Annotated in this window: 14 protein-coding genes and 1 pseudogene; 6 read left to right on the top strand and 9 right to left on the bottom strand. The window is 63.1% G+C overall.

The window, feature by feature from the left end; genetic code table 11:
* Positions 1-111, top strand: a pseudogene (locus AC244_RS29545) (IS5/IS1182 family transposase); the annotation flags it as partial.
* A 95-nt stretch (positions 112-206) separates the two neighbouring features.
* The gene (locus AC244_RS29550) at positions 207-659 is read left to right on the top strand and encodes an Lrp/AsnC family transcriptional regulator (RefSeq protein ID WP_053252398.1); all 453 of its coding nucleotides are present in this window, start codon (positions 207-209) and stop codon (positions 657-659) included.
* Positions 660-771: 112 nt separating this feature from the next.
* On the opposite strand, the gene AC244_RS29555 is transcribed toward AC244_RS29550, so the two are convergent.
* Entirely contained in the window at positions 772-1,521 is a 750-nt protein-coding gene (locus AC244_RS29555; protein WP_053252459.1) for an SDR family oxidoreductase, read from the bottom strand.
* 82 nt (positions 1,522-1,603) lie between these two features.
* Between AC244_RS29555 and AC244_RS37300 the strand changes: the two genes are divergently transcribed.
* Entirely contained in the window at positions 1,604-1,921 is a 318-nt protein-coding gene (locus AC244_RS37300) for a hypothetical protein (protein ID WP_161807916.1), read from the top strand.
* A 14-nt stretch (positions 1,922-1,935) separates the two neighbouring features.
* Here AC244_RS37300 and AC244_RS29560 read toward each other — a convergent pair whose 3' ends face one another.
* Complete coding sequence (locus AC244_RS29560) at positions 1,936-3,084, bottom strand: threo-3-hydroxy-L-aspartate ammonia-lyase (protein WP_234717067.1); 1,149 nt, start codon at positions 3,082-3,084, stop codon at positions 1,936-1,938.
* Between the two features lie 258 nt (positions 3,085-3,342).
* On the opposite strand from AC244_RS29560, the gene AC244_RS29565 reads away from it, so the two are divergent.
* On the top strand, positions 3,343-3,750 hold the full coding sequence (locus AC244_RS29565; protein WP_053252399.1) for a GFA family protein: 408 nt from the start codon (positions 3,343-3,345) through the stop codon (positions 3,748-3,750).
* A gap of 20 nt (positions 3,751-3,770) precedes the next feature.
* Here the strand turns inward: AC244_RS29565 and AC244_RS29570 are convergent, their stop codons facing one another.
* Positions 3,771-4,688, bottom strand: coding sequence for a LysR family transcriptional regulator (locus AC244_RS29570; RefSeq protein ID WP_053252400.1), 918 nt, complete (start codon positions 4,686-4,688; stop codon positions 3,771-3,773).
* Between the two features lie 74 nt (positions 4,689-4,762).
* On the opposite strand from AC244_RS29570, the gene AC244_RS29575 reads away from it, so the two are divergent.
* Positions 4,763-5,011: a hypothetical protein gene (locus AC244_RS29575; protein WP_152976165.1), complete on the top strand. Its 249-nt coding sequence runs from the start codon at positions 4,763-4,765 to the stop codon at positions 5,009-5,011.
* Positions 5,012-5,070: 59 nt separating this feature from the next.
* Here the strand turns inward: AC244_RS29575 and AC244_RS29580 are convergent, their stop codons facing one another.
* From AC244_RS29580 to AC244_RS29605, 6 genes are all read right to left on the bottom strand, one after another.
* Complete coding sequence (locus tag AC244_RS29580; RefSeq protein ID WP_152976166.1) at positions 5,071-5,766, bottom strand: Type 1 glutamine amidotransferase-like domain-containing protein; 696 nt, start codon at positions 5,764-5,766, stop codon at positions 5,071-5,073.
* A gap of 176 nt (positions 5,767-5,942) precedes the next feature.
* A complete protein-coding gene (locus tag AC244_RS29585) occupies positions 5,943-6,362 on the bottom strand; it encodes a hypothetical protein (protein ID WP_053252402.1) in 420 nt (139 codons plus the stop codon).
* Between the two features lie 88 nt (positions 6,363-6,450).
* On the bottom strand, positions 6,451-8,394 hold the full coding sequence (locus AC244_RS29590; RefSeq protein WP_053252403.1) for a MacB family efflux pump subunit: 1,944 nt from the start codon (positions 8,392-8,394) through the stop codon (positions 6,451-6,453).
* A gap of 20 nt (positions 8,395-8,414) precedes the next feature.
* Complete coding sequence (locus tag AC244_RS29595; RefSeq protein ID WP_053252462.1) at positions 8,415-9,740, bottom strand: efflux RND transporter periplasmic adaptor subunit; 1,326 nt, start codon at positions 9,738-9,740, stop codon at positions 8,415-8,417.
* Positions 9,741-9,904: 164 nt separating this feature from the next.
* On the bottom strand, positions 9,905-10,519 hold the full coding sequence (locus AC244_RS29600; RefSeq protein WP_053252404.1) for a LysE family translocator: 615 nt from the start codon (positions 10,517-10,519) through the stop codon (positions 9,905-9,907).
* 119 nt (positions 10,520-10,638) lie between these two features.
* A complete protein-coding gene (locus AC244_RS29605) occupies positions 10,639-11,535 on the bottom strand; it encodes a DMT family transporter (RefSeq protein ID WP_053252405.1) in 897 nt (298 codons plus the stop codon).
* Positions 11,536-11,695: 160 nt separating this feature from the next.
* On the opposite strand from AC244_RS29605, the gene AC244_RS29610 reads away from it, so the two are divergent.
* A complete protein-coding gene (locus tag AC244_RS29610; RefSeq protein ID WP_053252463.1) occupies positions 11,696-12,583 on the top strand; it encodes a LysR family transcriptional regulator in 888 nt (295 codons plus the stop codon).
* The last annotated feature ends 7 nt before the right edge of the window (positions 12,584-12,590 follow it).

The following is a 12,590-nucleotide window of genomic DNA, read 5'->3' on the forward strand; positions in this document are numbered from 1 at the left end:
TGCTTCTCAAAACTCAAGCAGTTCCGCAGAGTAGCCACGCGCTACGAGAAAACGGCACAAAACTACCGAGCCGTCGTCACAATCGCAGCCATCGTCCTCTGGATCAGGTAAGTGTCCACACGACCTAGCGCGAGGCCGTTCGCAGTTGTGGTCAAAATATGCGAGTTTGTGCAATAAAATTGCACGCGACGACAAAGGGGGATGAAATGGACCGGATCGACAGAAAACTTCTCAACCTCCTGCAGCAGGACGCGTCGCGCACCAATGCCGATCTTGCCGCCGAAGTCGGGTTGTCGCCATCCAGCTGCCTGCGCCGCATCAGGCGGTTGAGGTCAGCCGGGGTCATCGACCGCGTTGTTGCCATTCTCAATCCGGCGAAGGCCGGCAGGTCGGTGAAGGCGATCATCACGGTCGAGCTGGAGCGCCACGGCGAACAATATGTGCGCCGCTTCCTCGATCTCGCCGCCGCCGAGCCGGCCGTGGTCCAGGCCTATAGCGTCAGCGGCGAGACCGACGCCCTTCTGATGCTGCGGCTAAAGGACATGGAAGAACTCGATGCCCTGACCGAGCGGCTTTTCCGGGATGAGAGCAATGTTGCTCGTTACTACACCACGTTCGTGATCCGCACGGGCAAGGAGACGACGGCAATTCCACTCTGATGCTTGCACCTCACGGGATAGACTTCGCTGACATCGACTCCGGACCAAGGCGTTCTGCGGCAGGCGCCGGGGCAATTTGCCCCGGCGCCCGAAAACGGCGCCGCCGTTATCGTCACTTGACTGCGGCGTTGCCGCCGTCGGCGTAGAGCGCAGCACCCGCGACGAAGCTTGCCATCGGGCTTGCCAAGAACAGTGCAGCCCGGGCGATTTCGTCGGGCTGGGCGATGCGCTTCATCGCGTGCAGGCCGGCGGCCCACTCCTTCTGCTCCTTGCTGCCGCCCATCGGCGTGTCGACGCCGCCGGGAAGCAGGGCATTGGCGCGGATGCCGCTGGCGCCGTAATCGGCGGTGATACCCTTCACCAGACCCATCAGCCCCGCCTTGGAGGCGCCATAGGCGGCCATGCCGGGGATGCCGACGCTGGTGCCGACGAAGGTGGAGGTGAAGACCAGCGCGCCGCCGCCGCGCTTCAGCATCGCCGGAATCTGGTGGCGGGCGCCGAGAAAGGCGGAGGTGAAGTTGGCGGCCAGCACCTCCTGCCATTCCACGGCTGTGATTTCAGCAAGCGGCCTGACAGCGCCAACGGCGCCGGCATTGTTGACGGCGATGTCGAGGCCGCCGAACCGGTTGACGGCGGCTTCGACCAGCCGGACGTGCGTGTCTTCCTCGATGACATCGCCGCTGACGGCGATCGCCTCGCCGCCCTCGGCGCGGATGGCCTCCACCACGGCGTTGAGCGGCGCTTCGGTGCGGGCGTTCAAAACCACCTTCGCGCCTTCGGCGGCGAAGAGTTCTGCGACCGCTCTGCCGATGCCCGATGAGGCGCCGGTGACGATAACGATCTTGTTCTGCAGCATGGACATGGACTTGCTCCTCTTGGTTGAGGCGCCCTGAGTATCGTCGGCAAGGAGCAGCGCCCACCCGATTTCCGATCGGTGCAGCTGAATGACGGTGGTCATCGAAGATTTGAAGAGCCGGGCCGAGTTGAATGCCAGGCGGCACAGAAAGCCGCATCGAAACGCAGCCTTCGCCACGATCTCCTGTTTGTCGCGCACACCGGAAACCGCGCCGCGGCGAAGAAGACTGCTCAAGCACCCGCGCGCCAGGGTCGACTATCTCTCGCATTCATCGGAAGAGGAAAAACCAGACGGCAAAGGCCAGTATCCAAACCAGGACGTAGTAGAACGCTTGTCCCTCGACCATGGCGACGACCCCCATTCCCCCGATCGTCGACATATTAGCATTGATGCAAACGAAGGATAAGCTGACACGCCGCTTCAGCGCCCGCCCAGAAGTGCGCTGAAGGTCTTCAGATCGATATTGCCGCCGCTCAACAGAATGCCGACCCGCGCGCCGCCACAGGCGATTGCGCCATGCAAAACGCCCGCCGCGGCCAGGCAGCCGGTCGGCTCCACGATGATCTTCATGCGCTCGGCAAAGAACCGCATCGTCTCGACCAGTTGGGCATCGGTAACCGTGACGATGTCATCGACCTTGTTTTTCAGGATGGCGAAGTTGTGGGCGCCGACATGGGTGACAATCGCACCATCAGCGATGGACTTCGGCACCGGGATCTGGACCACTTCGCCCTTTCGCAATGATTGCTGGCCGTCGTTGCCTGCCTCGGGCTCGACGCCAACAATGGTGCAGGCGGGCAACAGCGCCCTGGCGCTGAGCGCGCTGCCGGCAAGCAAACCGCCGCCGCCCAGCGGCACGACGAGCAAGTCGATCTCCCCGACGTCCTCGATCAGTTCCAGCGCTGCGGTACCCTGTCCGGCGATGACATCCGGATGGTCATAGGGAGGAATGAGCGCCGCACCCCGTTCGGCGGCAAGGCGCTGGCTTATCTCCGCACGATCTTCCGTATACCGATCATAAAAGACGATCTCCGCTCCGTAGCCCTTGGTCGCCGCCACCTTTATCTCCGGAGCGTCGCGCGGCATCACCACCGTTGCCGAAACACCCTGGAGCCTGGCGGCATAGGCGAGTGCCTGTGCGTGATTGCCTGAGGAAAAGGCGACGACACCATTTTTTCGGGAGAACGCGTCCAGCGCAGCGATGGCGTTGTACGCACCACGAAACTTGAAAGCTCCTGCGCGCTGCAGATTCTCTGCCTTGAAAAAAATGGCCGCTCCGGCTCGTGCGTCCGCAGTTCGCGATGTCAAAACCGGTGTGCGGTGCGCCGCGCCGGAAATGCGTGCCCGCGCGGCCCGGACATCGTCGAAGGTCGGGATGCGCAGCGAAGCCGGTGCCGGTGCAGGATTGACCACGAGAAACCTCCATTGCGCACTACTGCATGTTTCCTTAAATCGTAGCCGATTTAAGGATAAAAACATGCAGCAATTCAAAGCACTACAGCGACCTTTGCGCGTCTGATAAGACGCGCGGCGCTGTAGGTGGCCCCGGGTCGAGAGGGAATTGTCCAAGGCACGGCAATGTACCATCGCGCGGGCGTTTGCACGAGCAAGACCAAACAGCCCCTTTGTGCCGTCTGCCTTACGACACCGCTGACACGGACCAAACCGCGTCGTGACTGCTTGATGGCATCGCGACATGACCGCGATTTTCAATCGCCGCGACCGGTGACATAGTTGCGCGGCTTAAACGCGTCGCGTCGGATATCACGCGCGCACGTTGTAAGACCTTAAATTCGGGGTGCTTTTCAGGCGAGGCGGGAGGGGCGAATGCTGAAGACCTATAGCGGAAGTTGCCACTGCGGCGCCGTGCGCATCGAGGCGGATGTGGACCTGAGTGCCGGGACGGGAAAGTGCAACTGCACCCTGTGCACGAAGATGCGGCTCTGGTCGGTGGAGGTGACGCCTTCGGCTTTCCGCCTGCTCGCGGGCGAGGCGGAACTGACGGATTATCGCGGGCGCAACCCGGTCGCCCACCATTTCTTCTGCCGGCAGTGCGGCGTGCGCCCGTTCGAGCGGATCGAGATGCCGAACATGACGGGGCACACCTATTACAACGTCAACATCGCCTGCCTCGATGGCGTCGATATCGACGAACTGGTCAGGGCACCCGTCACCTATTTCGATGGCCTCAACGACGATTGGGGTTCGACACCGGCCGAGATACGGCATCTCTGATCGCCGCGGACGTTCGCGTTTCACCGGGCGGGCGCCCGGCGCGTGGGCTCAAGTTCCAGCGCGGCCAGCGTCTTCAACGCGGCAATCGTTTCGCGCAGCGCCCGGTCGAGGCGTTTGTCGCGGCGAAGCACGAGGGCGAAGCGGCGCGAGAGTGGTGGCGCGACCTGCCGCACCACCAGGTGTTCGCGATCGGCGGCGCGGAGCGCGATTTCCGGAACGAGGGCGGCGCCGAGGCCGACGGCGACCATTTCCTTGATCGCGTCGACGCTGCCGAGCGCCATGACCGGTTTGATGGCGATGCCGGACGCCGCCAGCCATTCGTCGGTGAGCCGGCGGGTATTGGCGCCCGGCTCGTAAAGGATCAACGGTCGTTGCGCCAATGTCTCGGCCGTCACGGTGTCGGGGAGCGAGGTCTCCGCCGGGGCAATGGCGACGAAGCGCTCGTCGAAGAGCGGCGTGATCTCGAAAATGCGACCGGAGACGGGGAGGCTGACCAGCCCGATGTCGAGGAGGTTGTCGTCGACCGCCCTGACGATGTCGGCGCTGTTGCCCGTCGTCACCGTGATGTCGAGGTCAGGAAAGCGACGCTTGAGATCGGCGAGCAGGGGCGGCAGCAGGAAGGCGCAAGGGGTGGCGCCGGTGCCGAGCCGCACGCGCCCGAGAACGCCCTTGGCGTGGCGTGCCACTGCCTCGACGGCCTGGTTCGTCGCCGCCTCGATGCGGCCCGCATGAGCGAGCAGTTCTTCCCCGGCGGCACTTGGCCTGGCCGTGCGGCCGACGCGCTCGACCAGGCGCACGCCGAGCTGTTTTTCCAGTGCACGCACCTGCAGGCTGATGGCCGGCTGCGTCAGCCCCAGGCGCTCTGCGGCGGCAGAAAAACTGCCGAGTTCGGCGACCAGCGAGAAGGTTTTGAGGTAGTCGAGGTTGAGGGCACTCATATCAAAGTTTCTCTTATGCGTTGGATATGAATGCTAACCTTCTTTTATGGAATGTCGAGGCGCAGACTGTTCCCATGGTTAGGAACAAAACATGGGTGTTCGACATGATCCGCGAACTCGGTCTCTATCTCTCCGCCTCGCCGCGCTCGCGGTATTGGCAGTTGCAGCAACTGCGTGAACTGGACGCAGAGCGTCTGGACGACCTTGGCATCACGCCTGTCGAGGCGCAGCGCGGAAGGCGCTCGGAGCGCGCGCCGGCCTCGCCGCGGGAAATCTCGGTGACGACACGGCATGCCGAGGCCGCGCGGGCAGGGGTGATGTAGGCCGCAAAGCATAAGAGATGGTCTCGTCGGCGCGGTCGGTGAGGCAAACGCTGCGCATCTCAGAAATCGTACGATATCGAGAAGCCGTGGAGCTCGATCTCGCCGGCTGCCAGGACGGCGCCGCCGGAGACCCACAGCGGACTTCCCACGCATTCGACCCGCCCGCCGGCGACGACGACACCGTCCCCATCGTTGCAGGCAAGGATCGGCCTCGGCGTATGGGCGCTGTAGCGCAGCAGATCGTACGTGGCCTCGTCATTGAGGTGCGGGAAGAACTCGAACGGCACGAGATCGAGCGCATCGCCATCCGTCACGTTTTCGGGCCTCTGCCCGATAAAGAGGGCGTCCGTCGCGATCGTCGGGGTCATGAGAATGGCGCCGGCGCTGACGCCGATCAGGATGCCGCCTGCGAGCGCCCAATCCCGGAGCGGCCCGATCATGCCGCTGCGTTTCAATCGCTCGAGAAATCCGCCCGTATGTCCACCGGACAGATGAATGGCGTCGCAGGCGAAAAGCGCTGCGATCGCTTCTGCCGAATGCGGTTCGTCGAGATCGAAGAACAGCGACAGATCAAGGCCGGATCGGTCGTAATAGGCCTGGCCGCTCTGGAAGAAACTGCGGTCCGGCTCCGGGCCGGATGCGATATAGGCGAGTTGTTTTCCTGTGCCGCGCGTCTTCAGCAATTCCAGGAGCCTGTTATCAAGTGCGGAACACTCGGGGACGATCTGATCGCTGTAGAGAATGAGACTGACCAACTGTCCTCACTTCCGGACACTGAAACCGGCAACGATTGCGGCCTTCCATCCTCGATCGCGCAATCCGACTAGTCTATCATCGGGTGTGGAACCTTGAGGCCGCCCGCCGTGCTGTGAGCATTTGTTCTTGAACATGCCGTTATCGCAAAGCCGCCGCGCAGCTTCCGCAACACGCATCAGCGCGCGGGGGCGCCTTGCCGTGAGACACGGCGGCCATAACGCCACACGCCGAGCCAGCTGAAGCAATGGATGGCAAGAGCAAGTGACAGCCAGAGAACATTGGTGATGTGATCGTTGCCGGACGAACTCGCGGCCACGGACAGGAACTTCGTGAAGCTGGTGTAGGACGCCAAGAGCGCCCAAACCCCGGTAAGCCAGCTGAATGGCCGCCAGAGTGCGAGTGGAGGGACGTTCAGATTGAAGGCGTAGCCAACGAGGCCAATTGTCGTGCCGAGCGCCATGAACAAGCTCGTGTAAATCATGATCCAGCCGACGGACGATACGCCGAGCAACGCGCCGCTCGCGATCAGATAGCCGACAAAGACCAGGCCGAAAACAAAGGCCAGGCTATAGAGAACTGCAAAGATCTTCCACATCGCGAATCACACCCGCAGGCTGCACAATGCCATCTTGGGTGGCGCGGCGTGCTTTGTCCACTGGCTGCCGCACGCCATAGACATTGCCTCAATCGGCGCTGAGGGCCACGGCCGGCTGCAGGCGCGAGGCGTTGCGGGCGGGCAGGAAGCCGAAGACGAGGCCGGTCAAAAAGGCGCAGGCGAAGGCGAGCGCCACGGGGCCGAGCGTGAAGGCGACGGGCATGCCGAACTGGCCGGCAAGCGCCCCGGTGGCAAGGCCAAGCACGACGCCGAGCGTGCCGCCGATCGCCGAGACGACCAGCGCCTCGATGATGAACTGCAGGAGGATGTCGCGCTGGCGCGCGCCGGTTGCCATGCGCACGCCGATCTCGCGGGTGCGCTCGCTGACCGAGACGAGCATGATGTTCATCACGCCGATGCCGCCGACGAGCAGCGAGATGGCAGCGACCGAGCCCAGGAACAGCTTCATCGTGTTGGAGGTTTCGGTGAAGGCCTCGCGCACCGACGACATGTTGGTGATCTGTGTGTCCTGGCGCTTGTGGCGCTGGTCGAGCAGCGCCTGGATCGTCTGCTGCGTGATGTCGATGGCGGCGGCGTCCTTCACCTGCACGGTGATGGTGCGCACGTTGCGCTGGCCGAAGAGGCGCATGCTGCCGGTCGTCAGCGGCACGAGCACGACGTCGTCCTGGTCGTTGCCGAAGGAGGTGGCGCCCATTTCCGCCATCACGCCGATGACCTGGAACGGGATCTTGTTGACCAGCACATATTGGCCGAGTGGGTTGTCGCCCTCCGGGAACAGCGTCTTGACCACCGTCTGGCCGAGGACCGCCACCGGCGCATAGGTATCCATATCGTCCTGGGTCAGGAACTCGCCCTGCTGCATCTTCCAGGATTTGGCGGTGGTGAACTGCGTCACGGTGCCGTTGGCGCTGGTCTGGTAGTCGACATTGCCGCGCCGGACCGTGACGTTGCTGGTCAATTCGGGCACGGCGAAAGCGACGTTCGGCACTTCGAGAATGGCGTCGGCATCGGCGGGAACGAGGGTGACGTTGCTGCCGCCGGCGCTGCCGCGGAAATTCGCCATGCTCGGCCTCACCACCAAGAGGTCGGAGCCCATGGAGGAAATGCGGTTGAGCACGGAATCCTGCGCGCCGGTGCCGATCGCCAGCATGGCGACCACCGAGCCGACGCCGATGACGATGCCGAGCAGGGTGAGGATGGTGCGGAAGAGGTTGGCGCGCAGGGCGCGCAGCGCCATCTTGACCGCCTCCGTGACGTCGGCGATCGCAGCCGAGCCCTCGCTCACCGTCTGGCTCAGCGCCCGCGCCGCCTCGGGATTGGCGCGGCTCTTCTTGGTGCGGTCGGCGACGATGCGGCCGTCATGGATCTCGATCAGCCGGTCGGCCTGTTCGGCGACCTCGCGCGAATGGGTGATGACGATGACCGTGTGGCCCTTGTCGTTCATGTCGCGCAGGAGCGCCATGACGTCGGAGCCGCTCTGGCTGTCGAGCGCGCCGGTCGGCTCGTCGGCCAGCACCACGCGGCCGCCATTCATCAGCGCGCGGGCGATCGATACGCGCTGCTGCTGGCCGCCGGAAAGCTGGTTCGGGCGATGGTCGAGCCGCTCGCCGAGCTTCAGCTGGTGCAGCAGGGCACCAGCGCGGTCGTGGCGATCGCGCGCCGACATGCCGGCATAGACGGCGGGCACCTCGACGTTTTCCTGGGCGCTTGCCGTCGGAATGAGATTGTAGCTCTGGAAGACGAAGCCGAAGGTGCGCCGGCGCAGTGCCGCCAGTTCGTCGGTGTCGAAGCCGGAGACCCGCTCGCCGTCGATGAGATAATCGCCCTCGGTCGGCTGGTCGAGGCAGCCGAGGATGTTCATCAGCGTCGACTTGCCCGAGCCGGACTGGCCGATGATCGCGACGAACTCACCGGCCTCGATATCGAGCGAGACGCCGTGCAGCACCTCGACGGCGAGATCGCCGTTGAAATAGGTCTTGCTGACGTGCCGGAGCGAGAGGAGCGGGGTCATGGCCAATCTCTAAATTGTCCTCAGAACATTGGCGGCATGCGCATGCCGCGCTGGCTGCCGCGGGGGGCGCTCGCCGGGGTATCGGAGCCGGTGGCGACGACGACGGTGTCGCCCTCGTTCAAGCCGCTCCTGATCTCGGCATTGACGCGGTTGCGGATGCCGACCTCGACGGTGCGGGTTTCAAGCGCGCCCGAGGACGTGACCACGGTCACCTCGGCGCTGCCCCCGGCAGCGCCCGGCCTGCCGCCGGCGTTGTCGGCGCGCTTGCCGGCCCCTTGTCCGCCCGCTTTCCCGCCGGTCACATGCAGCGCCGCACTCGGCACGATCAGCACGTCCTTGGCTGATGATTGCAGGAAGAACACCTGGGCGCTCATCGACATCATCAATTCGCCGTCCGGATTGGGAACGTCGAAGAGGGCGTAATAGAGCACGACGTTATTTTCCGTGTCCGGCATCGGCTGGATCTGGCGCAGCTTGCCCGCAAAGCGTTTTCCCGGCTGGCCGAGCAGAGTGAAATAGGCGTCCATGCCGACCTTGAGCTTGCCGACATCGGCCTCCGACACCTGAGCCTTGACGGTCATGGTCGACAGATCTGCGACGGTGACGATGGTCGGCGTCGTCTGGTTGGCGTTCAGCGTCTGGCCTTCCTTGGCCGGATTGGCGACGATGGTGCCGGCCATCGGCGCGAAAATCTTGGTGTAGCCGAGATCGACCTTGTCGCCGGCAAGCGTCGCCTGCTGCTTGCGGATCTGCGCTTCGATGGCGTTGACGTCAGCCTCGGCGGCGGCAAGATCCGCGACTGCCTGGTCGAGCGTCGACTGGGCGATGCTGTTGGCGGCGACCAGATTGCGCTGGCGGTCGATATTGGCCTGCTTCAGCACGAGCTGGGCCTTCTTCGACACGAGCTGCGCCTGCAGATTGGCAAGCTCGGCCTGGTCGATCTCGATCCGGTTTTCGATGGTGGCGGGGTCGATTTCGGCGACGAGCTGGTTCTGCTCGACCTTGTCGCCGATATCGACATGCAGGGCTTTCAGCTGGCCCGAGACCTGGGCGCCGGCATCGACCGACTTGATCGCGTCGAGCGTGCCGATGGCGGTCACGCTGTTTTCGATGTCGCCACGCGCGACAACCTGGGTGACCATGGCAGCGGTGGTCGGATTCGTGGCATAACGCGTCCAGCCGTAATAACCGGCGCCGACGACGGCGAGAACGACGGGGATCCACAGCCAGCTGCGCGTGCGGCGCTTGCGTCGGACGGGGGCAGCACCGGGAATGAAGGTGACGACGGGTGTCACGTCCTCGCGGGCTGTGGTCTCCGTGCGTGCCGTCTTGCCTGTCTTGTTCATGCTCATACCCGGCCCCATACCTGGCTTTGCCAGCGCCAACGTCACAGGCGCGCTTCATCCTAGCAGCAAATAGGGACAAACGGCCCGGCCGGGAAGCATTGAGATCATTATATTATTGTAATGTTTCGGCGGCCGGGAGGTGGGGCCGACCCTCGTCTCACGCCTTAGCGGCTGAGCAGCAACTTTCCGCCCATGCCCATCAGGGCCACACCCATCGTGGTCTCTATTCCCGTCTTCGCCCTGGCAAAGATCCGTCGTGTGGCTCCATGCGAGAACAGGAGCGCCAGGCCGCAATACCAGACACAGGAAACAAGGGCTGCCATCAGCACGACTGCCACGTAAAACCACGGTGCGGCATGGGCCGGCACCATGACGAAGAAGATGCTGCCGTAGAAGGCGATCGACTTGGGACTGGTCATCGAGACCAGATAGGCCTTGCGAAACGCGGTCGCGCCGGTGATGCCCTGGCTATCGGAAAGCGCCACCGACTTGCGCGCGCCAAGCACCATCTTGAACCCGAGCCAGATCAGATAGGCGGCACCCGCCAGCTTCACGGCGGTGTAGATCCACGGCACCTGCGTCAGGATAATGCCGATGCCGGCAACGGCCAGCAGCGCCCAGGTGAGGGAGGCCGCCGCCAGGCCCAGGCCGGCGACGACGCCGGTGCGACGGGAAACGGTCATCGCCGTCGATGTGACGATGGCGAAATTCGGCCCCGGGCTGATCACGCTTAGAACAAACACGCCTGCGATCGTCAGAAGCTGAAACACCTCGTGCATGGGGACACCCTATCGTTCGTCTTCGATAGGGCGCGCTTTTATCATTGGATCAGGTGATGGGGTAGAGAGCGGCGATGCCGATCGAGCCCGGCTGCGTTGGTTCGCACGTAAGCCAGCACTCAGGCGCGCGAAGTCATCCACACGCCAACCAGCGTCACCGCCAGTCCCGCGAACATCGCGCCTGTCAGAGGTTCTGAAAACAACATCCAGGCCCACAGCATCGTCACCGGTGGACTGAGGTAGATCGCCGCGCTGACCTTGGCCACGGGGAACAGTCGCAGACTGGTGTAGTAGACGGCGTAGGCGAGGAACGTTGCGATCAGAACGAGCCAGATCATCCCGACCGCGAAATCACGGGTCATCGGTGGCGCGAGGCTGCCCTGCGTCAACGCGCACAGGCCAAAGAGAACCGAACCCATCAGTGTCTGGATGCAAAGACTCTGATGGACAGGCATAGCTATCGTCTTGCGTCGCCTGTGCAAGACCGAGGCGACGGCGAAGATCAGCATCGAACCGACGGTTAGCCCGTAGGCCCAGACCGGGGCCGTACCGAAACTGAGGCTGTCGAAGGACACGATCAAAACACCGATCACGGCAATTGCGGTTCCCAGCCATTGCCGTGAGGTCAGCCGTTCGTCGAGGACGGGTTGTGAAAGGGCAGCAATCGCCAGTGGCAACAGGTCGGCGATGAGCGCGACCAGCCCCGTGGGCACTTTCTGCTCGATGGCCAGCGCGAAGCCTCCCAGATACAGGAACACGGCCATGATGCCGAACAGGGCCTGATCTTTGACCGCACGCATGGATATGCTCGGCCCGATGGCCAACGCGAAAGGCAGGAGGATCAATCCCGAAAGCAGTGTCCGCCAGAACAGGAGAAGCATGACGCTCGCCTCCTGGTTTGCGTACCGGATACCGACGAAGCCTGAACTCCACCCGATGATCAGCAGGGTGGCGAGGAATGGCCATAGGAGAGGGTGGCGGTTCGAGGTGGTGGAGGGAAGGGAGATGTCGGTCATCAGGCGCTCTGCTGCGAGGAATACGATCTACAGATAGGCGGACCGCACAAAACGTGCACATGACAAATTTAGATGGAGACATGACTTTTCGCGAGCCAGTGTCATGATCGACGTTGTCCGTGATATGTTTCCCGCTCGAGAGAACGAAACGGACATCGCCATGAATGAACTGAACAGTCGCCGCCTCGAGATCGACGCCTTGCGTGCGCTTTCCGCAATCCGCCAACATGGCGGCATTACCAGAGCGGCAGTCGCTCTCGGCCTCTCACAGTCTGCTGTGAGCCATAAGATCAAAAGACTTGAAGTCAGCCTCGACTGCGAACTGCTCGGACGGAAATCGGGTGGGCCGATGTTTACGGCTGCCGGCGAAGACCTGCTGGACTATGCAACTCGCATCATCGGGCTGCACGACGAGGCCCTGTTAAGTCTTTCCAAGACTCCGCTCGCGGGAAGACTTGCCCTCGGCCTTACCGAGGACACGGCGTGTACTGATCTTGCTCGCATCTTTGGTCGCTTCAAGCGGCTTCATCCGAACGTCGCGGTCCGCACCAAGGTGCGAATGAGCCTGGTCCTTCGCGCCATGCTGGAACGGGGCGAACTTGATGCTGCGATCGTTCAAGTCTTTGGCCATGAGGTGCGTCCGAACGACGTGATCCTCTATAGGGAAGGCCTTCATTGGGTGAAGCATCCCGAGTTGATACTCCCACAGGATGGGCCGATCCCGTTCTTGTCGTTTGATGACGAATGTTTCTATCGACAATGGGCGCTCGACATCGGCCAGGAAGATGCTGTTCTCGAAACCGTTTTTGAGTGTTCAAGCGCAGCCGGGATCGTCTCGGCCGTCAACGCGGCCATGGGCGTGGCGTTGTTGAGTGACCGCCATATCCGTGGCGAAATGCAGATGATGACCGACCGCCTGCCGCTGCCGCCATCGTTGGCCTATGTTGTGAGACGCGCCCGTAGGTCGAGAAATCCAGCTCTCGACAGCCTGGTTCGCGAAATCGAGAGGGACGTTGGGCGCCAAGGAGGGTTGGCGCTCGCTGGCTGATGGTGGT

The organism is Ensifer adhaerens (genome assembly GCF_001270265.1).
In the GTDB taxonomy this organism is placed as follows: domain Bacteria; phylum Pseudomonadota; class Alphaproteobacteria; order Rhizobiales; family Rhizobiaceae; genus Ensifer; species Ensifer adhaerens_B.